This is a genomic window from Paraburkholderia phenoliruptrix, from assembly GCF_902859825.1.
Classification (GTDB): domain Bacteria; phylum Pseudomonadota; class Gammaproteobacteria; order Burkholderiales; family Burkholderiaceae; genus Paraburkholderia; species Paraburkholderia phenoliruptrix.
Window position 1 is genome coordinate 564,065 of the sequence record NZ_CADIKB010000001.1, and the last position, 26,584, is coordinate 590,648.

The window sequence follows — 26,584 nt, forward strand, 5'->3', positions numbered from 1 at the left end:
TCAAGCAGGGGCGTGCGCCGCGTAGATCGCGTTCGGGTCCCGCCGAACGGGGTCGTGCAACGCCTCGACGAGTTCGGCGCGATGGGTAAGCACGGCGCGCTGGTTGATCGAGCCCTTGTCGGTGATCTCGCCGAGATCGAGCGACGGCGCGACGTCGAGCAGACGCAGCCGCGCGATCGTGGTTGCGCCGCCCGTCGATTCGCGATTGAGCCGTACGAGCAGTTCCGCGAAAAACTGCCGCACGGCGGGCGCATTCACCACTTCGGCCGCACTCGCCGACTCGGGCAGTCGCGCGAGTCGCCGGCAGGCGTCGAGTCTCGGGAACACCAGCACGCCGACATCGTCGCGATTGAGTCCGGTGACGACCACGTCCTGCACATACGGTGCGCCGGCCGAAATGACCCGCGCCCGCATCGGCCCCACGCTCACGAAGGTGCCTGAACTCAATTTGAAGTCTTCGGCAATGCGGCCGTCGAACATCAGGCCGAGTTCGGGCCGCTGCGGGTCCACGAATTTCAGTGCGTCGCCGCTGCAGTAATAGCCTTCCTCGTCGAACGACTTTGCCGTGGAGTCCGCGTCCATGCGCCAGTAGCCGCGCATCACATGCGGTCCGCGAAAGCGCGCTTCCAGCTTTCCGCCAACGGGCACGAGCTTCACTTCGCAGCCCGGCGCGGGCACGCCCACATAACCGGCGCACATGGCGGGCAGCGTCGTGAAAAGACAGGACGGCGAAGTCTCCGTCATGCCGAGGCCGGCCATGATGCGGATACGCTCGCCGCAGTGGCGCTCCGTCACGTGCTGCAAACGGTCCCACGCTGCCTGCGAGAGACCCGCGCCCGCGAAGAAATACACCTTCACGCGCGAGAAAAACGTCTCGCGCAGCCGGGCGTCGGTTTCCAACGCACTCGTCAGTTCTTCCCAGCCTTTCGGCACGTTGAAGTAAATAGTGGGCGCGATCTCGCGAAGGTTGCGCAGCGTCTCGTCGAACTTCTTGCCGACGGGCTTGCCGTCGTCAATGTAAAGCGTGCCGCCGTTGTAGAGCGCGATACCCGCGTTGTGACTGCCGCCGAACGTGTGATTCCATGGCAGCCAGTCAACCAGAACAGGCGGCTCGTCGGCGAATTGCGGAAACGTTTCGAGCAGCATCTGCTGATTGCTGCACAGCATGCGATGTGTCGTCGGCACGGCCTTCGGCAACATCGTGGAGCCGGACGTGAAGAGGAATTTGGCGATGCTGTCCGCGGCGATGGCGTCGTGCGCCGCGTCGACCGTGCTGGGTGTCGTCTCGAGCAGCGTCGACAGGCGGGTCACTTCCCGGCTACACGAACCGGTGGCGGCCACGACTTCGATATCGGCGGCAACGGTTGCGTCGATGGCGGCGGCGAACGCGGCGGCGTCCGTCGCGAAGACGAGACCGGGTGTCAGGAGATCGAGCGCGTGCCGCAGTTTGCCGTAGTCGCTGGAAACGAGCGAATAGGCCGGCGAAATGGGCGCGAACGGCACACCTGCCCACATCGCGCCGAGCGCGACCATCATGTGCTCGAGATCGTTGCCGGATAGAATCGCCACGGGTCGCTCGGCCGACAGCTTGCGATCGAGCAGTGCCTGGCCGATTGCGCGCGCGTGCTCGAGCATGTGCGCGTAGCTGATGCCGCGCCATTGGCCGTCGGCGCCGCGGCGCGCGACGAGCCAGCGGTCCGGATGCGCGAGCGCGCCGCTCGCGAGCCGGTCGGTCAGGCGCTTCGGGTACGCGCCGGGCGTGGCGGCTGACTCCATGTACCAGACGTCCGCGTCACGGCGAACGCGCGCGGGCGCCGAGCCGATGCGCACGTCGCGATACCGTACGGGCGTTTCCTTGTCGACACGGGATTGCGTCGGCTGCGAATTCACTGATTGTCTCCTTGCATCTCCGTCTGCTGCGAAGAATGCGGATTCGAATGATGCCGATGCACGGCCTCTCGTTTTCAGATCGGATAATGGCGCGGACCCGTCTGAATCGTAATCCAGCGCAGGTCGGTAAACTCGGCAATCGACGCCTTGCTGCCGAAACGGCCGTAGCCGCTGCCTTTCACGCCGCCGAACGGCATTTGCGCTTCGTCGTGCACGGTCGGCCCGTTGATGTGGCAAATGCCCGACTCCACGCGTTTGGCGACGTTCATGGCGCGCGCAATATCGCGGCTGAACACGGCAGCCGACAAACCGAACTCGCTGTCGTTCGCCACTTGCACGGCTTCGTCGTCGCTGTCCACGCGCAGCACGGTCACGACCGGTGCGAAGGATTCCTCTCTATACAGCCTCATCGCCGGGCTCACATGATCCACGATGGTAGGCTGCATGATCGCGCCCGAGAGCGCGCCGCCGCCGAGTATCGTCGCGCCGTGTCCGCGCGCATCTTCCACGAGCGCAGTGGCGCGACTCGCGGCGGCTTCGCTGACCATGGCGCCGAGCACGGCGCCGCGGGCGTTCGGTGCGTGCGCAACGAGTTGCCGTGCCTTCTCCTCCAGCTTGCCGACGAGCGCGTCCGCCACACTGTGATGCGCGATGACGCGCTCCGTCGACATGCAGATTTGCCCCTGGTTGAAGAAAGCGCCGAACGCGATGGCCTCCACCGCCGCGTCCAGGTCCGCGTCGTCGAGCACGAGGACGGGCGCCTTGCCGCCCAGTTCGAGCAACGCGGGTTTCAGATGCTTCGCCGCATGCATTGCGATGATGCGGCCCACGTGCGTCGAGCCCGTGAAGTTGACGCGCCGCACGGCCGGATGCGCGATCAGGCGTTCGACGATGGCGGGTGCATCGGCGGGCGCATTCGTCACAACGTTGACGACGCCGTCGCCGAGTCCCGCGTCATGCAGCACGCTGCCGATCATTCTATGCACACCCGGGCAGGCTTCCGACGCCTTGAGCACGACCGTGTTGCCGCACGCGAGCGGCATGGCGAGCGCGCGCGTGCCGAGAATCACCGGCGCATTCCACGGCGCGATGCCGAGCACGACGCCGCACGGCTGGCGGACGGCCAGCGCGAGATTGTCCGGCGTGTCGGTGGGAATCACGCTGCCGTCGATCTGCGTGGTCATGGCCGCGGCTTCGCGCAGCATGTTGGCCGCGAGATGCACGTTGAAACCGTACCAGTTCGCCATGGCGCCGGTTTCCGCCATACCGCATTCGATGAATGCGCCGGCTCGCGCATCCATGAGGTCGGCGGCCTTCAGGAGGCGCGCGCGGCGCTCCGTCGGCCGCAATGCGGACCACGCGGGAAACGCGGCGACGGCGGCTTCAACGGCTGCATCCGCGTCGGCGAGCGTGGCGGCCGCCGCACGCGAGGCCACCCCGCCGGTGACCGGGTTGGTCCGCTCGAAGGTCGCGCCGCTCGACGCGGGACAGTCCTTGCCCCCGATCAACATAGTCACTTCGTTCACGATGGCTGTCTCCTTTGCATGCACACGTTTTTCATCCGCGCGTCATTCACTGCGCTTGTACGCCTGAAGCCCTGGCTTGATCGACTTCTGGTCGAGGAATTGCCGCAGTCCTTCCTCGCGCCCTTTCTCCGGATCGCGCAGTTGCGCCTGGTCGAGCTTCGCGTAGAGATAGTCTTCGTTCTGCTCCCACGTCAGTTCGCGCGAGCGTTTGAAGCCGTGCTTGGCGGCGCGCAGCACCACAGGGTTCTTTTCGAGCAGCTTGGCAGCCAACGCGACGGTTTCCGCGCGCAGTTGCTCGCGCGGCACGCTCTTGTTGACGAGGCCCATCGCCGCGGCTTGCTGGCCGTCGAACGTATCGCCCGTCATGATGTAGTAGAGCGCCTGCCGATGCCCGACCGTATCCGCCATCGCCTTGCTGACCAGATTGCCCGGCGGAATGCCCCAGTTGATTTCGGAGAGACCGAACACGGCCTCGTCGGCTGCAATCGCGAGGTCGCATGCGACGAGCGGCGAAAAGCCGCCGCCGAAACACCAGCCGTTCACCATGGCGATGGTCGGCTTCGAATACATGCGCAGCAGCTTCCATTGCCATTGGCATGCGTCGCGGCGAATTTTTTCCTGCAGGATTTCGGGGCCCGCATCCACTTCGCGGAAATACTCCTTCAGGTCCATGCCGGCGGTCCAGGCATCGCCCGCGCCTGTCAGCACGAGCACCTTGGCATCGGCGTCCAGTTCGAGCGTCTCCAGTACCTGCACCATTTCGCTGTTCAGCGTGGGGCTCATTGCATTGCGCTTTTCCGGACGATTGAACGTCACCCATGCGATGCCTTCCTGAATCTTCACGTCGACCGTTTTCCAGCGATCCTCATAACTTGCCATGTTCGTGCTCCAGCGCGTTCTGCGCGTATTAAATGTCGTGATGTGCGAGTACCTGAGAGCGTTTGTGCGTTGCATCGGGCGGCACTCCGTATCAGGTAGCCTGATACAAGTCTAGTCGCAACCGACCCGGCGCACAATCGCTAGTTGATCGGGGAAAACCCTTGCGCCGTAGATTTGGTCCGATTGCGTCTAACACCTGGGGTATTCACCAAACAGACTTATCTTGTTTTGTCAGGGTGCCTGATATTTAATATGCTCGATCGCAGTGAGCTTAAGGCGCGTCCTTGTCAACGCGCTTTTATTCACTCTTTATATCAGGCGACCTGATATATTCGGCATGCGACGCAGCGACGGCATCGACACAACAAGCAGCAATCAACTTGCAAGAGACCGGAGTCAGCCGCTCACGCGCTGGCCTCCGTCGAAAGGAGGCAGACATGAAGTCCACCAGAACAGTCTTGCCGGCAGACGGCATGACGCAGCAAGCCGCGCGCGGCGGCGCCGTCGCGACATTGAGCCTGTGTTTCGCGGTTGCTCTTCTCGAAGGGCTCGACCTTCAATCGGTAGGTGTCGCGGCACCGCGCATGGCCCGCGAATTCGGCCTGAGCGTCGCGCAAATGGGGCTCGCGTTCAGCGCAGGCACCTTCGGATTACTACCGGGCGCGATGCTGGGCGGGCGGCTAGCGGACCGTATCGGCCGCAAACGCATTCTGATTCTCAGCGCATGCCTGTTCGGCCTGCTTTCCATCGCGACTGCGCTCGTCAGCAGCTTCGGCATGCTGGTGTTCGTGCGCGTGCTGACGGGCATCGGTCTTGGCGGCGCACTGCCGAACCTGATTGCTTTGTCGTCCGAAGCGGTGCAACAGAAGTCGCGCAATACGGCAGTCAGCGTGATGTATTGCGGCATTCCGTTTGGCGGCGTGATCGCGTCGATCGTCGGCATTCTCAGTATGGGCGACACGGAATGGCGTCACATCTTCTATGTGGGCGGCGCCGGACCCCTCATCCTCGTGCCTCTGCTGCTCGCGCTACTGCCGGAGTCGACTGCATTCCAGCGCGCGTCGCACGGCATGAACGCCGCGCCCGCGCCGATCGGCGAGGTGCTGTTCGGCGCGAACCGCGGACTGTCGACGCTGCAAATCTGGCTCAGCTACTTCTGCACGCTGATCGTCCTGTATTTCCTGCTCAACTGGCTGCCCTCGCTGATGGCGGCGCGCGGACTTGCGCGCGCGGAAGTGGGCTACGTGCAGATCTTTTTCAACATCGGCGGCGGGCTCGGGGCGCTCTTTATCGGCATGTTGATGGACCGGCTGCGCGGCGGCGTGGTGGTGGCCGGCATGTACGTCGGCATCATCGCGTCGCTCACGGCCCTGTCGATTGCGCCGGGTTTTGCGGCACTGACCGTGTCGGCGTTCTGTGCGGGGATGTTCGTGATCGGCGGGCAATCGGTGCTGTATGCGCTGTCCGCCGCGTTTTATCCGACGGCGATGCGCGGCACCGGCGTGGGGGCCGCAGTGGCGGTCGGCCGCGTGGGATCGGTAGTGGGGCCGCTGGCGGCGGGTCAACTGCTCGCCATGGGGCGCAGTTCGTCGACGGTAATCGGCGCGAGCATTCCCGTGACGCTGATCGCGGCCGCGGCGGCGCTGCTGCTGATCCGGCGACCGCGTGCGGCGGATTGATACGTCATCCTGAGTAAAAGACAAGATAGAAAACAACGTTTGGAGATAATCGCGATGCAAACAATCAAGACCCGGCTTCTGGTATCTAGCGCGCTCTGTGCGCTCAGCACGGCTGCGCTTGCGCAATCGAGCGTCACGCTGTACGGCATCGTCGATACGGGCGTCGAATACGTATCGCATGCGAACGCCGCGGGCGGACACGTGTTTCGCATGCCCGCCGTGACAGGCGAGCTGCCTTCGCGTTGGGGCCTGCGCGGCGTGGAAGATCTCGGCGGCGGCTATCGCGCGATCTTCACGCTCGAGAGCGGCTTCAACGTTCGCGACGGCAGTTCGGGGCAGGGTGGGCGGCTCTTCGGACGGCAGGCGTTCGTCGGGCTTAAGGGTCCTTACGGCACGCTCGCATTCGGGCGGCAATACACGATGACCTATCTCGCGCTGCAAGGCGCGGACATCATCGGTCCCGACATCTACGGCATGGGTTCCCTCGACGCCTATGTGCCCAATGCGCGTACCGACAACTCGGTCACCTATCTCGGCACATACAAGGGCTTGACGCTCGGCGCGGGCTATTCGTTCGGCCGCGATTCGGCGGGCACCGGCAATTCGCCGGGACAAGGCACCTGCGCGGGCTCGGTCGCGGGGCACCCGACCGAATGTCGCGACTGGTCCGTGATGCTCAAGTACGACGCGGCGAACTTCGGCGTCGCGGCATCGTATGAAGAGCAGCGCGGCGGCACCAGTGCGCAGGCCAATTTCTTCGACGGCATCACGCCCACGCCGCTTGCCAATGGTGCGGACAAGGACGCGCGCACTCATGTCAGCGCGTACGCGCAATACGCGGGCGCGAAGCTCGGCGCCGGCTGGCTGGGCCGGCGTGTGGTGACGGATTCGCCGGCGGTGCCGAACGTGCGCTCGGACCTTTTCTTCGTCGGCGCGTCGTATTTCGTCACGCCCGCGTTCATCGTCGACGGAGAAGTGTTCCGCATCATCAACAGCGCGCACGACTCGCGCGCGACGATGGGCACCTTGCGCACCACTTATCTGCTGAGCAAGCGCTCGTCCGTCTACGCGCAGGCCGCCTACCTCGCAAACAGCACGAAGGCGCGCTATTCGGTGAGCGGCGGCGGTGGCGGCACCACGCCCGCCGCCGGCATGGGACAGACCGGCGTGATGGTCGGCATCAAGCACTCGTTCTAGGAGACATCGAATGAACAGATCGGTGATTGCAGTGTGCGTGTCGGCCACGCTGGGCGCTTGCGGCGGCGGCTCGGGGGACAACCTGTCGGCACTCCCGCAACTGATCGCGGCCCAGCCGGCGGCGCTCGCTGGAAGCTGTGCGACATTGGCCGCCAAATTGGCGTTCGCGAACACGACGTTCAGTTCTGTGCAGGACGTGCCCGCCGGAACGCTCACAGTGGCAGGCAAACCTGTCGCCGAACACTGTCTCGTGCAGGGTCAGATGAACCAGCGCGTGAGCGCGGTCGACGGCAAGACTTATGCGATCGGCTTCGAAATGCGTCTGCCGATTGCATGGAACGGGCGCTTCTTTTATCAGGCCAACGGCGGGCTCGACGGCAACGTCGTCACGGCGACGGGCGAGATAGGCGGGGGCGGCCCGCTCAACGACGCGCTGAACATGGGATTTGCCGTGATCAGTTCCGACGCGGGGCACTCGTCGTCGCAGAATCCGCTTTTCGGCCTCGATCCGCAGGCGCGGATCGACTACGGCTATAACGCGGTCGCCACCTTGACGCCGATGGCCAAGCAGGTGATTCGCACTGCGTATGGCAAGGCGCCGGATCGCAGCTATTTCGAGGGATGCTCGAACGGCGGACGCCACGCGATGGTAGCGGCGGCCAGGTCGGCGGCGGAATACGACGGCATCATTGCAGGCGATCCGGGATTCCATTTGCCGAAGGCGGCCATCGGCGAAATGTGGGGCGCACAGCAGTTCGCGAAGGTTGCGACCGCAACGACCGCGAATGGGCTGCCCGACATCAAGACCGGCTTCACGACCGCCGAGCGGCAACTGGTCGCCTCGCGAATTCTCGCGAAATGCGACGCGCTGGATGGCGCCGCCGACGGCATGGTGCAGGACATCAAGGCCTGCCAGGCAAATTTCAGCCTCGCCGCCGACGTACCGACCTGCACGGGCAACGTGCGCGACGGCACGTGCCTGACCACGGCGCAGAAAGATGCGATCGGCAACGTGTTTTCCGGCGCGCGCAATAGCGCGGGCACGGCGCTCTACGCGAGCTTTCCGTACGATGCCGGCGTGAGCGGCGCGGGCTGGGCACAGTGGAAACAAAGCAATTCGATCACGCTCGATCCCGCCGCGGCTGCCTTCACGTTCACCACGCCGCCGCAAAGCGCGTCCCTGCTCGCGCAGTTGTCGTCGTACGCGCTCAACTTCAGCATGGACAGCGACGCGCCGAAAATCTTCGCGACGAGCGGCGCCTACACGGAATCGTCGTGGTCCTTCATGACGCCGCCGGACGAAACGAATTTGAGCGCACTCAAGCAACGCGGCGCGAAGCTCATGGTGTATCACGGCACGAGCGACCCGGTGTTTTCGTCGAATGACACGACCGACTGGTATCAACGCCTGATGGCAGCCAATGGCGGCGACGCGAGCAATTTCGCGCGGCTCTATACGGTTGCGGGCATGAACCATTGTTCGGGCGGCCCCGCAGCCGACCAGTTCGACATGCTGACGCCGATGGTCGCGTGGGTGGAGCAGGGCAAGGCGCCTGATAGCGTGATCGCGACCGCACGCGACGCGAGCAATGCGATACCGAACAGCGAAGTGCCGGCAGATTGGGGTGCGGGCCGCACGCGGCCGCTGTGTCCTTATCCGAAAGTGGCGCGCTACAAGGGCGGCGACGTGAACTCGGCCGCGAGTTTTTCGTGTAGTTGATCTTTGAGCGCGGCGCCGGTGTCGACTTGGCAAAGAGTCGACGCCGGCGCAGCACTCGAAGTTCGGATCACTGCTGCTCGTACCACGAGTAAGTCGCGAGCGTGCTGACTGCGGGCGTGCCGATCTGCAAGGTGATGTCGCGCAGCGACGTGAGCTCGATGTTGCGCAGATCGCCCATGTAGCGCCGCGAATCGCCGTTGTCGTTGATGTACGCCACCACGTTGCCTGTGATGCCCGCGACGTTCGTGCTGGAGAGCGGCTGCCCCCAGATGTCGAAGAACTGGCCCAGCGTGAAGGTTTTCAGGGTCGGCGTTTCGATGTGAATGATGCCGGTCTGGTCGTGCGTGTGCATCTCGTAGTTGCACTGCGAAAGAATGCCTACGTTAGCCGGCAAAGCGAGCCACTGGCCGTCCTTGACGATCGCGAGATGCGCGTGCACGTGATAAAGCTCGGCCATGCCGGCGGCGCAGATCAAGCCGTCGACCGCGCCGCCGGTACCGCCCGTCGACGTATTGCCGTTCGGCCAGTACGCCGTGCCCACCACGCCGCCGTAAGTGAGCGTGACGGGATTCGGGTCGAAGGGCGGCGGATCGGTCCACGTATAAGTGGGAATCTGCGTGAGCGGCGTGCCGACCATGATGGTGACCTCGCCATGCGGCGGCAGCACGAGGCTCGCCGGGTCGCCGGTGTATTTCGACAGCGTGCCGCCGTCGTTCACATAGATCGTCACCGGCGATCCGCTCAGGCCGGCGACATTCGAGGCGCCAAGCGTTTCACCCCAGATCGCGAAGAACTGACCGAGCGTGTACGACGCGCCGTTCGTCGTATCCATATGGATCTTGCCGCTCGCATCCACCGTGTGAAGCGGATAGGAGCAGCCGGTCTGCGCGGCCATGGTCGGCGCCACGGCGCCGATGTTGGCCGGCACCGCGAGCTGGCGCCCGTTCTGGTAGATGGACAGATGCGTATAGGTGTACACCTTGCTCGGCAGCGCGCAGTTCAGCCCGCTGACAGGCTGGCCGAGGCCGCCCGACGCTGTCGAGCCCGTGGGCCAGTTCGAATCGCCCAGCGCGGTGCCGTCGACCACGGGCGTGGCGGCGGCCAGCGTGGGTACCGTCGCGTTCGTGCCCGAGCCGGCCGGCGCCGCGGCGCCCGCGCCGTTGGCGCCGATGTTCGAGGAGCCGCCGCCGCCTCCGCCGCCGCAGCCGGAAAGAATCAGTAAGGCGCCGATCAGGGCGAATCGCAAATCCAGCCGTTCCAACATCGCGTGCTCCATGCCGTGGTTGAAAGTGAATACGAAACCGGCAGAGGCAGCGTAGCAGATGCATTTGTGGAATAAACCGATTGAATCACAACGTTTTGCGACTTTTTATGTCGCATTCTGGGGTGTCTGTAGAAATCGGCACGCGATTTAACCGACCTGCATCGTGGAATCGGGCAGCACTGTAAAATGCGGCTGCCGCCGCACTGTGCTGGCGTCGAACCTCCCGTCAGCGATGCGTGTCGATCTCTTTACCCTCTATCTCCTCATCATCGGAACGCTTCTCGCCAGTTCCGGCATGACACTATGGGAGCACCGAAGTCATCCGCGGCGCAGCCGGGAGTTGAGCGTGCTGGCCGCAGGGTATGCGACGCTCGCCATCGGTTGCGCGGCGGCCATGTTTCGCCGTGAGCTGCCCGGCGCGTGGGGCTCCGCGCTCAGCAATCTGGTCATTCTGACGGGTTACCTGCTCGTCCTGCATGGGGTGGCGCTGCTAAGCCGCCGGCAATATCGGGCCGTGTCTGTCGGGCTCCTCTTTGTCATGGCGCTGACATGGGCGGTGGGCAGCGCGCGCTGGGAGAGCACGATCTGGGCGTATGTCAGCGCGATCCCGATCGCGCTCGCGAGCGGCATGACGTCGCGCGAACTGTTGCGCGGCGACGACTTGAAGGCGTTGCCCTCGCGCTATATCGCGGTCGCCGTGACGGGCATTCATGCGCTCACGTATGCGTTCCGGGCGCTCGCGCTGCCATGGCTCGCGGCACGGTACGGCAACGGCCTGTTGCTGGTCTCGAGCGTCGTCACCATGTATGAGGGCGTGCTGTATTCGGTCGTCCTGCCGATGACGCTGCTCAAGCTCATCCGCGAGGAAACGCATGGGCAACTGCTGCAGCAATCGCAAACCGACTATCTGACCGGCCTCGGTAATCGCAGGTGGTTCTTCGAACAAGGCGAGCGCGTGATCGGCGAGGGTGGCAAAAGCCGGCCCTTGTCGCTGCTTGCGCTGGATCTGGACCGCTTCAAGAAGCTCAACGACCGCTACGGTCACAAGACCGGCGACGAAGTGCTCAAGTCTTTCGCGGAAGTGGCTCGCGGCGCGGTGGGACACGACGCGGTGCTGGCGCGCATCGGCGGAGAAGAGTTCGCGGCGCTCTTGCCTCGCCATGACGCGGCGCGCGCGCAAGCGGTGGGCGAGATGATCGTCGCGCGCTTCGCGCAGACCGTTTCGCACCGCGTGGACGGCAACGACATTCAGGCGACGGTCAGCATCGGCCTCGCGCATTCGGCTGACGCCGCAGAGTCGCTTGCGGAATTGCTGGCCGCCGCGGACGAGGCGCTCTATCGCGCCAAGTCGCTGGGCGGCAACCGGGTCGAGGGCGCGCACAAGGCCGTGAGCCTCAAGCTCGTCAAATAGCGCGTGTTACGCCGCGGCGAGCGCACTGCGCGAGCGCCGCGCCGCGCGAAACAGCACAGACACCATGCGTTTCGGGTTCGCTGCACGGACAGGCGTCAGCCCGCCGCCTGATTGCGCCGCAACCATTCGTCGAGACCGATGCGGCCGAGGCGCGCCTCGCCGAGCGGCACGAGCGAGCGCTCGTCGACGCGGCCGCCGAAGTAGAGCGCCTCTGAGTCGCGCACCACCTCGCGCGGGTCGCCAACGGACTTCAGGTAGCGGGCGACGATCTCGTCGAACGGCGCGCGCTCCGGTCCCGCGATTTCCACGGTGCCGTTGCGCGGCGCAGCGAGCGCGACGTCCGCAACGAAGGCGGCGACGTCGTCCGCCGCAATGGGCTGGAACGAGCCGGGCGAGAGGTGGATCGCGTTGCCTTGCACGCTGGATGCCGCGATGCCGCCGAGAAATTCCATGAACTGCGTCGAGCGAATGATGGTGTACGGAATGCCCGATGCCTCGACCAGTTTCTCCTGCGCGACTTTGGCGCGGAAATAGCCGTTTTCCGGCGTGCGGTCGGTGCCCACGATGGAAAGCGCGACATGATGCCCGACGCCCGCCGCGCGCTCTGCCTGATGCAGGTTGCGCCCGGAAGTCTCGAAGAATTCGAGCACGGCCTTGTCTTCGAACGACGGCGAATTGGCAAGGTCGACCACCACTTGCGCGCCGGCCAGCGCGTCGGCGAGTCCTTCGCCGGTGAGCGTATTGACGCCGCTTTTCGGCGACGCGGCGAGCACCTCGTGCCCGGCGTTGCGCAGAATGGCGTGCGTCTTCGAGCCGATCAGGCCGGTGCCGCCGATAATGACGATCTTCATGGTCCACTCCGAGTGTCGTTGGCGGCATGTGCCGCATGAAGTCAATGGTAGGCGGGCGCGGCGTGCCGCGGTAGGCGTCCGCGCCGGCTCACCATGTTGCCTTGGCGACACCAATCGCCCCACTTGTCATTCGACTGCCGATAACTCGGGGGCCGCCGCCGTTGTTGTCGTAGCGAGGCAGTGCAGATTCATGGCGCGCGTCGCGTCAGTCATGTAGTCGACGAATACGCGGATGCGGGCAGGCAGATGCTTGCGGCTCAAATAGCAGATGTAGTGGCCGCTGTCGTCCGGCGCGTGTTGGCCGAGGCAGCTCACGAGGCGCCGCTCGCCGAGCAGATCGCACACCTGATAGGCAGGCACCTGCGCGATGCCCACGCCGTCGAGCACCGCTTGCAGAATCAGATCCGCGTCGTTGAACGTATGCTGCGCCGCCGGTTGATGCCGCTGCGTATGGCCGTCCACCTTGAACTCCCACTCCTTGATGCGCCCGGAGGCCATGCGAAAGTTGATGCAGCGATGCTGCGCCAGTTCGTCGATGCGGCGCGGCAAACCGTGCCTGCGCGCATAGGCCGGCGACGCGCAGACGATCATCTGCATCGCGATCAGTTGCCGCGCGACGATGCCGCTGTCTTCCATCCGTCCTTCGCGAAACGACACGTCGACGCGGTCGCTCGTGAAGTCCGCGGGGCGCTCGTTCAGCAGCAGTTCGAGCGTGATGCCGGGAAAGCGCGAGTGAAAACCGCGCAAGAGGGGCGCGACGATCCGGCGGCCGAAGCCGGACGTCGACGCAATCCGCAGATGCCCGCGCGGCGGCCCGCTGCGCAGCTCGCGCATGCCGTCGAGCGCCTCCACGATACGCTCGACGCCCGGCTGGCAGCGCTCGTAGAACAGTTCGCCTTCGCGCGTGAGCGACGTGCTGCGCGTGGTGCGCAGGAAAAGACGCACCTCGAGCTGCGCCTCGAGTTTCTGCACATTGCGGCTCACCGACGAACGGCCGATGCCCAGCCGGTCGCCCGCGCGCGCGAAGCTGCCTTCGTTCGCGACGGCCAGAAACGAAATGACGCCGGCATACGTGGTCGCAAAACTGCTGGCGAATGGGTCGTGAGGATCATGAGGGTCGTGGGGGGCCTGACTCCCGGTAACGGGCGAGGGTGAGGGCGGGCGGTGATCTGGCATGCGGGCACGAGTGTTCCAGTCCAAAAACGGCTAGACGTATCAGCGGCGCCGTTTGTGACATGCCCGGCCGCCCATGCGTGGGATACGTGCGGGCAGCGGGCAGCGCCCGGCCGCGCCGCGTGGCGCGGCATCGGGCGGGGCCGCGTCAGGCGTTGGCGTAGGCCGCGGCAATGCGCGCGAGCTTGTCGGGATTGCGCTGCGCCAGAATGCGCAAAATGCGCTCGTTGTCCGTTTCGAACGACAGTGCGGATTCGAGCGTGCCTTCGATAAAGCGCAACAGCGCCCACTCGCCGTTGAGCAGCGTGAGCCTGACCTGAACCTGGCTGCCGTAACGCCGCGAGCCGGCGTAGAAGAGCTGCGCAATGCGCCGCCCGCCCTCCATCGGTTTGCCCGCGCTCGGCACCTTGCCGCCGCCGTCGCCGATCAGCAGGGCGTCTTCCGCAAGCAGGGCATGAATTGAAGGAAAATCGCCGCGCTCGACGGCCTGTGCGAACATCCGCAGCAGCCGATGGTGCGTCTCGCGCGGCACGACGTGGCGTGGCCGTTCGTCGCGCAATTGCGCTTTGGCGCGGCTCACCAGCTGACGGCAGGCCGCCTCGGTCTTGCCGATCGCTGCGGCGACTTCGTCGTAATCGGCGTCGAAAACTTCGCGCAACAGGAAGGCCGCGCGCGCCTCGGGGGTGAGCCGCTCCAGCAACAGCAGAAACGCCACGGAAACGTCGTCGCTGCGCTCGACGGCTTCCTCGGGAGTGGCGGGCGAGCCGCTCAGCTGCGGTTCCGGCAGCCACGTGCCCGTGTAGTGCTCGCGCTGCGTTTTGGCGGCGCGCAAGCGGTCGATGGCCACCCGCGTCGTCACCGCGACGAGCCATGCTTCGGCGTTATCGATCGTTTCACGGGACGCCGCGTGCCAGCGCAGCCAGACATCCTGCACGATGTCTTCCGCTTCGGCCACCGAGCCGAGCATGCGATAGGCGATCTTCTGCAAGCGCGGGCGAAGGCTGTTGAAGGCGCGCGCGTCGTCGTCCATGGACAGGTTTCCTGTTGCGTGAGCAGATGCCTCGCTCGAAGCCGAGGCAGAGGCCGAAGCCGACACCCGCATATTGCCATGGACCACGGCGTGTCTTGCCGCCGCCGGCGAAATCATTCGGGCGCCGGTTCGGCCTCCTTCGCCGACCAACTGACGCTCGAGACGCCTCTTTCCATGCTGATGCGACTGGCGACCTGCTCGATGCGCGCCTGATCCTTCGGATGCGTCCGGCAAGTCGCGGTGACCTGCACGCGCGGCGGCTGACCATCGCAGTCCTGACTCGTCAGACTCTGAAACGACAAGGGCTCCGAATACATCGCGTTCGACAGCACCGCGCGAATGTGCACCTCGTCGGCTTCGCGACACACCACCGAGAGCTCGTAATCGCGCACCACGTCCGCGTTCGCGACCGGCGCGGCATTGATCGCGCGGCTGAGCTCGCGCAGCACGGTATTGGTGGCGAGCACGACCAGCGTTCCCGCGACGGCCGGTGCGAAGTAGCCCGTGCCCGATAGCACGCCGACAGCCGCGGCGCACCATAGCGTGGCCGCCGTGTTGATGCCTTGTATGGAACCCTTGTCGCGCATGATCACGCCGCCGCCCAGAAAACCGACGCCGGACACCACATAGGCGGCGATCTGCGTGATGCCGCTGCCCATCAGCATTCCTAATGAAACGAACAGGCATGCGCCGCTCGTCACGAGCGTGATGGTGCGCAGGCCGGCTGTGCGTTGACGCAGCTGGCGCTCGACGCCGATGGCGACGCCGCAGCCAAACGCGACGAGAAGCCGCCAGACGAATTCGAGAGTCATGTGCAGTCCGGTGAAAAAAGCATTCATAAGCAAAAGGCGGACGAGTGCGCCGCCTGCAAGGGCGGTTAGCGTGACATGGATGTGTGTCAGGCAATTGACACGAGCCTCGCTGCCAGGCAGCGTCTGCGCATCGGCCGGCGCGGGCCATCGTGCAGGCGCGCACGGGCACCGCCGCCAGTCGAAGCTCGCAACGCGTGGGCCGTGCGGACGCGGCGAGACCGCATCCACATGGCGCTGATCGAGGTGCACGGAAAGTTTGCTGCGATGCGCACCGTTTGCCTGGCGGCAAGACGGCGGCTTGGGAAGAAGCGCGGGCGTCCTGCCGTTCAGGCGGCGAAACAACTGGATGATCGACTACTGCTGGTTTCCAAGGCAGGGCCCCGTTTTCGAAGAACGTCGAGATTGTAGATAGGCGGATAGAGTCAGGTCAACCGGAATTGATAAGCACAGCAAACGTCATCGGGTTGAAAGCTGGCTGCTCCCGCCGTCTCACGAACCGGCTCAGGCTAGCGCGATCACCGCGATTTCCACCAGCAATTCCGGCGCGGCCAGTGAGGCTTGCACGGTTGCGCGCGTGGGCGCGCAGCCTTGCGGAACCCACGCGTCCCAGACTTCGTTCATGCCGGCGAAATCGCGCGCGATGTCCGCGAGCCAGACTTGCGCGGAGACGAGCCGGGTCTTGTCGATACCGGCCCTGTCCAGAAAGCCGTCGATTTTCTCCAGCACTTTTGCGGTCTGGATTTTCACGTCCGGCGCGTGATCCGCGGAAGTCTGGCCGCCGATAAAGACGAGGCCGCCCGCCTTGACGACACGGCTCATGCGTTGATTGGTTTCGATGCGAACGATATCGGTCATGACAATCTCTCAGGTTGAGGTCAAAGGAGGCCGCCGCGCGCTTACGAAGACGGCGCGACGCAGCAGAACAGGGCCAGCAGGTTAATGCGCGACGAGGTGCCCGGCGTGCGCGTCCGCAGAGGCGGCATGGCGCGCGAAGCGGTCGATGGCAAACGCATCGAGCGAAAGGCTCGTGGTGCCGTCGAGCATCAGTTCGGACACGAGCTTGCCGCAGCCCGGGCCGAGCTGAAAGCCGCTGCCGCAATAGCCGAACGAGTAGTACAGATTCGACGCCTTGCGGCTCGCGGAAATGACGGGCAGTTCGTCTTCGGTGAAGGCTTCGACGCCGGCCCACGCGCGGTTCACGCCGAGATGGCGTAGATGCGGAAAGAGATCCGTGACCGTGCGCGCGCTGCGCACGAGCCGCACGAAATCCACTTCGCCGTGACGGTTGGCGAGATCCGCGATACCGATCAGCTTTCCGCCGATTACCACCGTGCCGTTGTCGAACTGCTTGAACGACAGCGGTCTGCCGGTGGCGCCGAGCGTTGCCCGGCAGAACGGCGCCACGCGATGAGTGACCATCAGCATCAAACCTTCCGGATGCACGGGCACGGGCTCGCCGACCTGCTTCGCGAGTTCGCCGGACCACGCGCCCGCGGTGACGAGCAGCTTGTGCGCGCTGAACGTGCCGCGCGGGGTGAGCGCGAACCAGCGCGTGCCGCGCTGTTCGATACGGCGCACGCCGGTGCCTTGCAGAAAACGCGCGCCGAGCCGTTCGGCGGCGAGGCGAAATGCCGTGGTGGTCCGATACGGCAGCGCGTAGCCGTCGCGCTCGACCCAGATACCGCCCGTGACATGGCGCGCAAGCGCGGGTTCGAGTTCGAGCACGGTTTCGCGGTCGATCACCGTCTCGTGCGAGAAGCCGTGCGATCGGAGCAGCGCGACACGCTCGCGGCAGGCGGTGAGCTCGTCGTCGGTTTCGGCGATCTTGAGCTGGCCGGAGGCCACAAAGCCGCCGTCCTCGCCGAGCAGATCGGTCATGCCGTGCCAGATTTCACGCGACATCAGCGCCAGCGGAATTTCAGGCAGCGGGCGCCCGAGCGTGCGCACGCCGCCGGCATTCACCCCCGACGAATGACGCGCGACGTAGTCGGCTTCGAGCACGACAACCTTTGCACCGCGGCGCGCGAGATGAAACGCGCTGCTCGTGCCGTGCAGCCCGCCGCCGACCACCAGCACGTCGGCTTCCTGGATGGCGGTCGTGTCATTCACCGGCGAGTTCTCCGAGCGTGAGCGGTTTGATCGGCGGACGGATGCGGTAGTAGCCGACCTCGGCGGGCGAGACGCGCCGCGCGTCCGCGATCACTTCCGTGACCGTGAGACCGCACATGCGGCCCTGGCACGGCCCCATGCCGCAGCGTCCGAACGACTTGGCCTGGTTCGGCCCGACGCAGCCGAGCCCGACGAACTTGCGCAGTTCGCCGGCAGTGACCTCCTCGCAACGGCACACAATGGTTTCGTCGCGCGGAATACGGTTGACGTCGCGCGGACGATAGAGGCTGTCGAGAAACGGCCGGATACGCATGACGCCCGCGAGCGCGCGCCGGTGCGCGGCGGCTTCAGCATCGCGGGCTGCCGCAGGGAGCGCGCCCAGTTGCGCGGCGACCGCGAGGCCCGCGAGCGTGCCCTGCAACGCCGCTGCCTGGGCGCCGCCAATGCCCGCGCCGTCGCCCGCGACGAAAATGCCGGGCACATCGAGCTCGCCCCACGCATCGAGCTGCGGCGTGAAGCAAAGCTGCGCGTCGTCCCAACGGTGCGCCGCGCGCAGCGCCTGCGTGAACTGCGTGTTCGGCACCACGCCCTGATGCAGCAGGATCACATCCGCTTCGAGGCGATGCGCTTTGCCTTGCGTCGTGAAATGAAGCGCGGCGGCGCGCTCCACGCGGTCGGCGCCCACGCGTGCCTCGACGCGCAGATCGTCGGCGGCTTCGAAGATCGGCACGCCTGCGTCGCGCAGCGTGCGAATCAGTTGCAGGCCTTTGCTCAGAAACGGCCACGCGCGCAGCGCCGAAAGCATGTGGCGCTTTGCGCGCCAGCGGTCCTCGTGCCGGGTGGTGTCGACGAGCGCACGAATCGGCACGCCGGCGCGTACGTATTGCCAGCCGAGCAGGTAGAGCAGCGGTCCGCAGCCGGCCAGCACGGGCGGCGCGGCGGGTACTTCGCCGGCGCTCTTCAGGAGGATTTGCGCGGCGCCTGCGGTCAGCACGCCCGGCAGCGTCCAGCCCGGAATCGGAAAGGGCCGCTCCAGCGCGCCGCTCGCGAGAATCACGCGTTGCGCGTCGAAGCTGCCGATCTTGCCGTCCTTCAGATAATTGACGCCGCGCTCGCGCGTGACCTGCCAGACGGTCGCGTTGGTCAGATGACGCGCGCCGGAAGCGGCGAACGCGTCGGCGATCGCGGCGCCCGCCGCGTAATCGGGACCGAGAATCTCCTTGCGGCGCGCATCGGCGCGGCCAATCGCGCGATAGATCTGGCCGCCCACGGCGTCCTGTTCGTCGATCAGCACGGTCTTCAGGCCCGCGCGCGCGGCGCGTGTCGCCGCGCTCATGCCGGCGGGACCGGCGCCGACCACGACCACGTCGACGGCTTCGGGTGCGAAATCAGCGGCCATGAGCGTTCTCCTGCAGGGCGTCAGCGAGGTTCGTGGGCGGCAGGTCGCGTGCGCCTTCCTGCGAGCGGATCCGCATGCCGGCCTTGACTTCGACCATGCAGGCCTGGCGGCTCGGCACGCCGTCGATTTCCACGAGGCACTCGAAGCAGGCGCCCATCATGCAGAACGGCGCGCGCGGTGCGCCGGAGACCGGCGTCGCGCGAAACCGCGCGATGCCCGCGGCGAGCAGAGCGGCTGCCACCGAACGGCCGCCGGGCACGGAAAGCGGCCGGTCGTTGAACCAGATGGCGACGTTTGCCGCGCTCGCGCCTTGCGCGCCCGGCAGCGGTTTGAACAGTGTGTGAGCCGGCGTGTCAGTCGATCGGATAGTCATGTCGGGTTCAATGAGCAGGAGTCAGTTGCGCTGCACGCTCGAAGCGTTGCGCGGAGAAGGTGGGCAGTTCGTCGGGCATGCGCGCGCCCATGATCCAGGGCGCGACGCGCAGCGCGTGCGCGGCGGCGAGCGTCACGCCGCTGTGGCACGTGACCACGAATGCGCCAGGATGCGCTTGCGACTGGTCGTAGATGGGAAAGCCATCCGGGCTATAGACGCGCAGCGCCGCCCACATGCGCACGAGCCGCACGTGCCGCAGCATCGGGAACGCGCGCACGCCGCGCCGGGCGATGTCGGCCAGCACGTGCGTCGTGGTGAAATCGTCGAAGCCGGCTTCTTCCATCGAATCGCCGAACTGCACGGTACCTTCGTCGGTCTGGCGCACGTTGAGCGTGGGGTAGTGAAGGAACGGCGCGACGCGCTCGCTCACCAGCACCTGCCCGCGATTGGGCGCGACCGGCGCGTTCAGTCCGACGAACGGCGCGAGCGCGCGATTGCCCAGTCCCGCGGCGAGCACGACTTTCGCAGCGCGATACGTGCCGAGTTTGCCGCGCACCATGAAGCCGTGTCCCTGCGGCTCGATACCGAGTGCCCGTTCGGCCGATACGAGCCGCACGCCGCGCGCCTGCATTGCCGTGTGCAGCGCGCGCAGCAGCTTGAGCGGGTTCACGTGGCCGTCCATCGGCGTATAGCTCGCGCCGATCACGGCGGGCCCGATCTGCGGAATGCGCGCGCGTACGTCGGCGGCATCGAGCATCTGGAACGGGTAGTCGCCCAGTTCCGCACGCAAGGTGGAGAGGCGCTTGTCGCGCTCGGCGAGTTCGTCGTCGTTGAAGCAGAAATGAAAGCCGCCGGGCTGTTTGAGCGCTACGTCGACGCCCGATTCATCGAGCAGTGCCTCCGCGAACTGGGGCCAGCGCGTCGCCGAGCTGCGCGACCAGCGTGCATACGGCGACAGGCCGTAGCCTTTGCCCTGAATCCACACGAGGCCGAAATTGCCGCGCGAGGCGCGAAAGCCGCCGTCGTCCTCGTCGAGCACGGTCACGCGCGCGCCTTCGCGGGCGAGTCCGTAGGCGACGGCGGAACCGACGAGGCCGCCGCCCACCACGATCACATCCGCGAGCGCGCCCGAGTCGGCGGTGCGTGAAAGCGTCATTGGGCTTCTCCGATCAGGATACGGTCGAGTCCGACCATGCGGTCGAGCAGGACCATCAGCAGGACCGTGCCGACGATCAGCACCGCCGACACCGAGGCGACGAGCGGGTCGATCGTCTGCGCGATCTGGTTGTACATGGCGACGGGCAGGGTGGTAGTGCCGGGCGTCGCGACGAAAATGGTCATGGTTAGTTCGTCGAAACTCTGGATGAACGAGAGCACCCAGCCGCCCGCGACGCCGGTGCGGATCATCGGCAGCACGACGCGGCGAAAGGCCGTGAAACGGCTCGCGCCACATGACAGCGCGGCGCGCTCTGCATCGCGATCGAGCCCGACGGCCGATGAAAGCGCGAGACGCAGCGCATACGGCAGCACGATGACCACGTGGGCGCAAACGAGCGACCAGAACGATCCCGACAGATGCAGCAGCGACAGAAAGCGCAGGAACGCGATGCCGAGCACCACGGCGGGGATCATCATCGGCGAGAGAAAGAAGCTCGTGAGCGCGGCGCGGCCCGGGAAACGATAGCGCGCAATGGCGAGCGCGGCGGGCACCGCGAGCAGCACGCCGATGGTCGCCGCCGCAAAGGCGAGCCGCACCGATAGCCAGAACGCCGCGACGATGTCGCCGTTCTCGAGGATCGCGCGGAACCAGCGCAGCGAGGCGCCGTCGAAAGGCATCGAAATAAAGCCCTTGTCGGTGAACGCGACGAGCATCACGACCACGAGCGGGGCGAGAATGAAGCTCAGGAAGAACGCGTTATAGATGAGGCCGGCCATGCCGTTCTGTTTCATTTCGCTCTCCTTCGCTTAATCGAAGATGTGCCGGAAGCGGCGTTCGGCGAGACGGTTGCAGCCCATCACGATCGCCACGTTGGCGATCAGCAGCAGTACCGCGATGCTCGCGCCGAGCGGCCAGTTGAGCGTGCCGAGGAACTCGTCGTAGGCGGCGGTGGCCACCACCTTCAGGCGCCGTCCGCCAATCAGCGCCGGCGTGGCGAACGCCGACGCCGACAGCGCGAACACGATGATCGAACCCGACAGGACGCCTGGCATGATCTGCGGCAGCACCACGCGGCGGAACACCGCGAACGGCGAGCCGCCGAGCGAGCGGCCGGCCCATTCCACCTGCGGGTCGAGCTTTTGCATGGTCGCCCAGACCGACATCACCATGAAGGGCACCAATACGTGCGTGAGCGCGATGATCATGCCGGTCATCGTGAAGACGAGACGGATGGGCTCGTCGGTGATGTGCAGCCACTGCAGCACATTGTTGAGCACGCCGTTGTTGCCGAGCAGAATCTGCCAGCCGAGCGTGCGCACCACGACCGAAATCAGCAGCGGTCCGAGCACGATCAGCAGGCACAGCGACTGCCACGGGCGTTTCATGCGCGCGAGCACGATGGTCTCGGGCACGCCGAGCACGATGGACAGCAGCGTCACGGCGAAGGCGAGCCCCGCGGTGCGCAGAAAGATCGTGCCGTAGTACGGGTCGCTCACCACCTGCCAGTAGTTCGTGAGCGTGTAGGCGGACGTGACGCCCGCGGTGTCGCTGAACACGCGGAACGACAGCATCAACGTCAGCAGAAGCGGCACCAGCAGCAGGCCGGCGAAAAGCAGCAGCGCAGGCCCCGACAGCAGCCATGGCGCGGCGCCGGGGCGGTCGTCGTCAAGCGTGGCCATGCGCGCCCTCCCGGCGGTCTTGCGTGAGCACGCGCAGGTCGTCGTCGGTCCATGCGAGGCCGACTTCGTGGCCCTCGGCGGGCGGCGGCGCGCCGAGGTTCGGCTGCGCGACGCGCAGTTTGCCGAGTTCGGTCTCCACTTCGAGCAGCCATTGATTGCCGACGAACACCCGCGTCGCGATGCGCCCGCGCACGCGGGCATCGCCATCGGCGAGATGCACTTTTTCCGGGCGAATATAGACGTGCACTGCGCCGTCCACTTCGCGGCCTTCATGCGGCACATGCAGCGTCTTACCCGCGACGGCGACTTCGGCGCAGCGCGGATTGCGGCGCAGCACTTCGCCGGTCAGCGTGTTGGTGCGGCCGAGAAATGTCGACGCGAAGGGCGTGGCGGGGCGCTCGTAGGCGTCGTAGGGCGTGCTCAGTTGCGCGATGACGCCGCGATGCATGACGGCGATGCGATCGCTCATCGTCATCGCCTCGACCTGATCGTGCGTGACGAGAATCGTCGTGATGCCCAGACGCTTCTGGATCGCGCGCAGCTCGATGTGCATTTCCTCGCGCAGCTTGGCGTCGAGATTCGACATCGGCTCGTCGAGCAGCAGCAGTTCGGGTTCCATGGCGATGGCGCGCGCAATCGCCACGCGCTGCCGCTGGCCGCCCGACAGCTCCTTCGGATAGCGATGCCCGAGGCCCTTCAGGCGCACGAGCGAGAGCGCTTCGGCAACGCGCTGCTCGCGTTCCTGGCGCCTCACTTTGCGCATTTCCAGCCCGAAGCCGACGTTGCCCGCCACCGTCATGTGCGGAAAGAGCGCGTAGCTTTGAAACACCACGCCGATGCCGCGCTTTTCCGGGCGTTCGTTCGTGATGTCGCGGCCGTCGAGCAGGATCCGGCCCGTGGTCGGCGAGACGAAACCGGCCACCATCTGCAGCGTGGTCGTCTTGCCGCAGCCGGACGGGCCGAGCAGCGCGAGCAGTTCGCCGCGTTCGACGTCGAGATCGAGCTGCTCGATTGCCGTGAAATCGCCGTAGCGTTTCGAAATGCCTTGCAGCGTCAGGAAAGCCATGCGCCTTGCTCCTTCATCGGATCGCGCGCCGCGCGAGAAACTTGCCGGTGCCGCACGTTAGCGCTCGACGGAGCGATTCCAGCGCTCGGTCCATTCGGTGCGATGCTGGTTGATCGTCGCCCAGTCCATCGCCGTGAGCTTCGAGATCTGCTCGGGCCCATACGGCACGCGCGCGGCGATCTCGGGCGTGAGCTTGACGGTCCTGTTGACCGGGCCGAGGCCGATGCCCTGCGCCTGCAACGCCTGCACCTCCGGACTCAACAGGTACTGGACGAACTGCTGCGAGAGCTGCGGCTGCGCGTTTTCGGCCACCACGCAGGCGGCGACCTGCAACGCGACCGCGCCTTCCTTCGGATAGACAAACTTGAGCGGAAAGCCGGTGTTCTGCAGGGCGACCGCGCGGCCGCTGCCGTAGGGCGCGAGAATCACGTCGCCGGCTTGCATCTGGCCGTCCATTTCGCCGGGCGTCGGCGCCCAGGAGAGCACATTCGGCGCGACCTGTTTGGTCATCGCGGTGAAGCCGGGGTCGATGTTCTTTTCGCCGCCGCCAGCGAGACGCGCGAGCATCACGAGCGTGTGCAGGCCGTAGGTGTTGGTGATCGGCGGGACGCCCAGTTTGCCTTTGATGCGGCTGTCGGTGAGCGCTTTCCACGAATCGGGCGGCGGCAGGCCGGCTTTCTTGAACGCTTCTTCGTTGTAGCCGATACCCGTCGCGACCATGCCCACGCCGATCGCGCTCGGACCCAGTTTCGCGAGCGGGTAGACGTCTTTCATGACGGGTGCGCCGTCGAGCTTCGCGCACAGGTTCAGCTGCATCGCCTGATACATGGGACCGTCGTCCATCACCGCGACGTTGATCTGCTGGTGTCCCTTTTGCGCCTGCAGCTTCGCGAGCGTGTCGCTCGAATTGCCCGCGACGTAGACGATCTTCACGTTGTGCGCCTTTTCGAACGGCGGAATGATCTTCTGCCGGTAGAGCTGCTCGTTGGAGCCGCCGACATTGGCGACATAGAGCGTCGTCTCGGCCTCTGCCACGAGCGGCGCGGCAAGGCTGGCGGCAAGCGAAACGGCCGCGATAACAGCGAAGGACGGGGCAGACGGGGCGAACAGGCGGCGATGCAGCGCTCTTTTCATGACGACGATCTCCAGTTCCAGGGTGTGGGGGCGGGCTTCGCTGCCCGTCAGGTGTCATGCAGTGTCGCCCCGGCTGGTCATGTCGTCCAATACGAATAAAATACCTATCCATACCTGGATGATATGGATTGGCCGGGCACTTCCTGGGGAAAATACGCATGAATCTCAAGCACATCGAGGCGTTTCGCGCGGTGATGGTGTCGGGGTCGATGACCGCCGCGGCCAAGGCGCTCTTTACGTCGCAACCGAACGTGAGCCGCCTCATCGCGCAACTGGAGCGCGACACGGGACTGCAGCTCTTTCAGCGCAGCGGCGTGCGGCTCATTCCGACGAGCGAGGGCGAGGCGTTCTTTCGCGAGGTCGAACGGGCTTTCGTCGGTTTGCAGGGTCTTGCGAATGCGGCCGCGCAGATTCGCAACCTCGGCAGCGGCCGCTTGCGCATTGCGGCCATGCCGTCGGCGGGCATGACGCTCGTGCCGCATGCGATCAAACGCTTCGTCGAGTTGTTTCCCGAGGTGACCGTGTCGCTGCATGTGAACACGTCGGCCACCGTCAATCATTGGACGGCGTCGCAGTTCTGCGATCTGGGCGTGGCGGTGTATGTGAGCGAGGCTTCGGATTGCGAAGTCGAACAGCTCTCCGACGTGGCCGCGGTATGCGTGATGCCGGCCGCCCATCGGCTCGCTGCAAAGCGCAGCATCAAGCCCGAGGATCTGGAAGGCGAGTCGTTCATCTCACTGTGTCACGGCGACGGCACGCGCGCGCTGATGGACGAAGTGTTCCTGCGTGCGGGCGTGCAGCGCATCCTCGCGATCGAGGCGCAATACACGGCCATGTGCTGCGAGATGGTGCGGCACGGCATGGGCGTGACGCTCGCGCATCCGATCGTCGCCCGTGACTATGCGGGCCCTGACATTGCGATTCGCCCGTTCGTGCCGGCCACGCGCTTTCAGACCTATTTGCTGTTTCCGCCGCACCGGCCGCGCGAACGGCTGGCTTCCGCGTTCGTGGAGGTGTTGCGCGGTTTGCACGACGAACTACTCGCGGAAATGGCGCCGCCGGTACGCAACACGGCGGCCCGCGGGCGGGTCAAGCAGCGGGTTGGGGCGTGATTCGCGTGGCGCTTGCCCTGCGCGGCGCTGCGCCGCGCCGCCCACGGGAGCCGTCGGGCAATTCGGGCAATCATGACGACCTTTTCACATTCGACACACTACGACGGCACCTCCCGCCGACATACCGACAGCACGAGCTGCCTGAGCCAACGATGAAGCGGATCGATGTCCAGACGCGGATGCCACATCTGCGAGACGGTGATCTCTTGCGTTGCGACAGGCAGTTCGAATGCATGGATGCCGGCGCTTGCAGCTCCTTCGCGGTAAGCCGTCTGCGCGCTCACGAACGAGGCGGGCACGAGCGCAACGAGGTCGGACGTGCGGGCGACCGCGAGCGCGGCGGGAAAGCCCGGAACCACTGCGACGATGCGTCGTTCGAGACCGAGAGCCGCCAACGCGTCGTCGACGGGGCCGGTCGCGCCCGAGCGCCGCGAAGCGACGACGTGATCAAAGGCGACGTACCGTTCGGGCGTTATCGCGCCTTCACGTTCGAGAGGATGACCTTTTCTCACCACGCCCACGAAACGATCGCGGAAAAGCGCCTGTAACCGTACTTCGGGGCCCATGTTGCCGAGCACGCCGATTTCGAGGTCCACGGAACCGTCGCGCAGAGGCGTCGCATTTTTTTCCGCTTTCGATGTGAAGCGCAAGCGCACATGCGGCGCGAGCTTCGTTGCCGCCTCGATCAGCGCCGAACCGAAAGCTTCGACGAACCCGTCGTTCGCTCGAATGGTGAAGGTGTGCCGCAGTGTCGACAAATCCGGCTCGGTCCGCGACGGACGCAGCACCGCCCGCGCTTCATGAAGCGCATTTCGCGTGCGCTCGCGAATCGCCTCGGCATACGGCGTCAACACCATCTCGCGGCCCGCGCGAACCAGCAACGGGTCGCCGGTTGTGGCGCGAAGCCGCGCGAGCGTCCGGCTCATTGCGGATGCGCTTAACCCGAGGCGGCGGGCAGCGCCGGCCACGCTTCCATCGTCGAGCAGTGTTTCGAGCGCAATCAGCAGGTTCAGGTCGATTTCGGGCATGCCTGATCGTAACATCGGCGCACGGGACGAGGCGTTCGATGCAGGTTATCAATGCATGTGGCGCGCCTTCCGGCAGGGCTCGCGCGCCGCTAT

General features: G+C 65.7%; 23 protein-coding genes. 5 read left to right on the plus strand and 18 right to left on the minus strand.

Annotated features, from left to right (window positions below; translation table 11 throughout):
- The 3 genes from HV711_RS02590 to HV711_RS02600 all read right to left on the minus strand — a co-directional run bounded on the left by HV711_RS02590 (window position 1) and on the right by HV711_RS02600 (window position 4,295).
- Entirely contained in the window at window positions 1–1,890 is a 1,890-nt protein-coding gene (locus tag HV711_RS02590; protein WP_035476945.1) for a feruloyl-CoA synthase, read from the minus strand.
- A 74-nt stretch (window positions 1,891–1,964) separates the two neighbouring features.
- Window positions 1,965–3,416 carry an aldehyde dehydrogenase gene (locus HV711_RS02595; RefSeq protein WP_035476992.1) on the minus strand — a complete coding sequence of 484 codons (1,452 nt, stop codon included), beginning with the start codon at window positions 3,414–3,416 and terminating at the stop codon, window positions 1,965–1,967.
- A gap of 42 nt (window positions 3,417–3,458) precedes the next feature.
- Window positions 3,459–4,295 (minus strand): p-hydroxycinnamoyl CoA hydratase/lyase, encoded by an 837-nt coding sequence (locus HV711_RS02600; RefSeq protein ID WP_035476943.1) that lies wholly within the window; start codon window positions 4,293–4,295, stop codon window positions 3,459–3,461.
- Window positions 4,296–4,768: 473 nt separating this feature from the next.
- Between HV711_RS02600 and mhpT the strand changes: the two genes are divergently transcribed.
- Genes mhpT through HV711_RS02615 form a run of 3 tightly spaced genes read left to right on the plus strand, consistent with a single transcriptional unit; the run spans window position 4,769 to window position 8,891 of the window.
- The gene (gene mhpT, locus HV711_RS02605; RefSeq protein WP_028359731.1) at window positions 4,769–5,974 is read left to right on the plus strand and encodes a 3-(3-hydroxy-phenyl)propionate transporter MhpT; all 1,206 of its coding nucleotides are present in this window, start codon (window positions 4,769–4,771) and stop codon (window positions 5,972–5,974) included.
- A 54-nt stretch (window positions 5,975–6,028) separates the two neighbouring features.
- The gene (locus tag HV711_RS02610) at window positions 6,029–7,171 is read left to right on the plus strand and encodes a porin (RefSeq protein ID WP_035476940.1); all 1,143 of its coding nucleotides are present in this window, start codon (window positions 6,029–6,031) and stop codon (window positions 7,169–7,171) included.
- Between the two features lie 10 nt (window positions 7,172–7,181).
- Complete coding sequence (locus HV711_RS02615) at window positions 7,182–8,891, plus strand: tannase/feruloyl esterase family alpha/beta hydrolase (protein WP_035476937.1); 1,710 nt, start codon at window positions 7,182–7,184, stop codon at window positions 8,889–8,891.
- 67 nt (window positions 8,892–8,958) lie between these two features.
- On the opposite strand, the gene HV711_RS02620 is transcribed toward HV711_RS02615, so the two are convergent.
- Window positions 8,959–10,155, minus strand: coding sequence for a hypothetical protein (locus tag HV711_RS02620; protein WP_175144979.1), 1,197 nt, complete (start codon window positions 10,153–10,155; stop codon window positions 8,959–8,961).
- 232 nt (window positions 10,156–10,387) lie between these two features.
- Here HV711_RS02620 and HV711_RS02625 point away from each other — a divergent pair, with 232 nt between their 5' ends.
- Entirely contained in the window at window positions 10,388–11,566 is a 1,179-nt protein-coding gene (locus tag HV711_RS02625) for a GGDEF domain-containing protein (RefSeq protein ID WP_035476934.1), read from the plus strand.
- A gap of 95 nt (window positions 11,567–11,661) precedes the next feature.
- On the opposite strand, the gene HV711_RS02630 is transcribed toward HV711_RS02625, so the two are convergent.
- The 13 genes from HV711_RS02630 to HV711_RS02690 form a co-directional block, all read right to left on the minus strand.
- Window positions 11,662–12,417, minus strand: coding sequence for an SDR family oxidoreductase (locus tag HV711_RS02630; protein WP_035476931.1), 756 nt, complete (start codon window positions 12,415–12,417; stop codon window positions 11,662–11,664).
- A gap of 126 nt (window positions 12,418–12,543) precedes the next feature.
- Window positions 12,544–13,593, minus strand: coding sequence for a LysR family transcriptional regulator (locus HV711_RS02635; RefSeq protein WP_028359737.1), 1,050 nt, complete (start codon window positions 13,591–13,593; stop codon window positions 12,544–12,546).
- Window positions 13,594–13,738: 145 nt separating this feature from the next.
- Window positions 13,739–14,620 (minus strand): RNA polymerase sigma-70 factor, encoded by an 882-nt coding sequence (locus HV711_RS02640; protein ID WP_035476928.1) that lies wholly within the window; start codon window positions 14,618–14,620, stop codon window positions 13,739–13,741.
- Between the two features lie 113 nt (window positions 14,621–14,733).
- Complete coding sequence (locus tag HV711_RS02645; RefSeq protein WP_028359739.1) at window positions 14,734–15,432, minus strand: MgtC/SapB family protein; 699 nt, start codon at window positions 15,430–15,432, stop codon at window positions 14,734–14,736.
- A 501-nt stretch (window positions 15,433–15,933) separates the two neighbouring features.
- Window positions 15,934–16,287, minus strand: a complete 354-nt coding sequence (locus HV711_RS02650) for a RidA family protein (protein WP_028359740.1) — start codon at window positions 16,285–16,287, stop codon at window positions 15,934–15,936.
- Between the two features lie 81 nt (window positions 16,288–16,368).
- The gene (locus tag HV711_RS02655; RefSeq protein WP_035476925.1) at window positions 16,369–17,541 is read right to left on the minus strand and encodes an NAD(P)/FAD-dependent oxidoreductase; all 1,173 of its coding nucleotides are present in this window, start codon (window positions 17,539–17,541) and stop codon (window positions 16,369–16,371) included.
- Window positions 17,534–18,940 carry an FAD/NAD(P)-dependent oxidoreductase gene (locus tag HV711_RS02660; protein ID WP_013590426.1) on the minus strand — a complete coding sequence of 469 codons (1,407 nt, stop codon included), beginning with the start codon at window positions 18,938–18,940 and terminating at the stop codon, window positions 17,534–17,536. The genes HV711_RS02655 and HV711_RS02660 overlap by 8 nt, the downstream gene beginning before the upstream one ends.
- Window positions 18,930–19,313, minus strand: a complete 384-nt coding sequence (locus HV711_RS02665) for a (2Fe-2S)-binding protein (RefSeq protein WP_013590425.1) — start codon at window positions 19,311–19,313, stop codon at window positions 18,930–18,932. The genes HV711_RS02660 and HV711_RS02665 overlap by 11 nt, the downstream gene beginning before the upstream one ends.
- Window positions 19,314–19,320: 7 nt before the next feature.
- The gene (locus HV711_RS02670) at window positions 19,321–20,469 is read right to left on the minus strand and encodes an NAD(P)/FAD-dependent oxidoreductase (RefSeq protein ID WP_035476922.1); all 1,149 of its coding nucleotides are present in this window, start codon (window positions 20,467–20,469) and stop codon (window positions 19,321–19,323) included.
- Window positions 20,466–21,263 (minus strand): ABC transporter permease, encoded by a 798-nt coding sequence (locus HV711_RS02675; RefSeq protein ID WP_013590423.1) that lies wholly within the window; start codon window positions 21,261–21,263, stop codon window positions 20,466–20,468. Before HV711_RS02675 ends, HV711_RS02670 begins: the two co-directional genes overlap by 4 nt.
- A 15-nt stretch (window positions 21,264–21,278) precedes the next feature.
- Window positions 21,279–22,151 (minus strand): ABC transporter permease, encoded by an 873-nt coding sequence (locus HV711_RS02680; protein ID WP_013590422.1) that lies wholly within the window; start codon window positions 22,149–22,151, stop codon window positions 21,279–21,281.
- Complete coding sequence (locus HV711_RS02685; RefSeq protein ID WP_035476918.1) at window positions 22,138–23,217, minus strand: ABC transporter ATP-binding protein; 1,080 nt, start codon at window positions 23,215–23,217, stop codon at window positions 22,138–22,140. Before HV711_RS02685 ends, HV711_RS02680 begins: the two co-directional genes overlap by 14 nt.
- A gap of 57 nt (window positions 23,218–23,274) precedes the next feature.
- Window positions 23,275–24,351 (minus strand): ABC transporter substrate-binding protein, encoded by a 1,077-nt coding sequence (locus HV711_RS02690; RefSeq protein WP_035476916.1) that lies wholly within the window; start codon window positions 24,349–24,351, stop codon window positions 23,275–23,277.
- Window positions 24,352–24,509: 158 nt separating this feature from the next.
- On the opposite strand from HV711_RS02690, the gene HV711_RS02695 reads away from it, so the two are divergent.
- Window positions 24,510–25,463 (plus strand): LysR substrate-binding domain-containing protein, encoded by a 954-nt coding sequence (locus tag HV711_RS02695; RefSeq protein ID WP_014971986.1) that lies wholly within the window; start codon window positions 24,510–24,512, stop codon window positions 25,461–25,463.
- A gap of 98 nt (window positions 25,464–25,561) precedes the next feature.
- Here HV711_RS02695 and HV711_RS02700 read toward each other — a convergent pair whose 3' ends face one another.
- Complete coding sequence (locus tag HV711_RS02700; RefSeq protein ID WP_035476913.1) at window positions 25,562–26,491, minus strand: LysR family transcriptional regulator; 930 nt, start codon at window positions 26,489–26,491, stop codon at window positions 25,562–25,564.
- Window positions 26,492–26,584 lie beyond the last annotated feature (93 nt).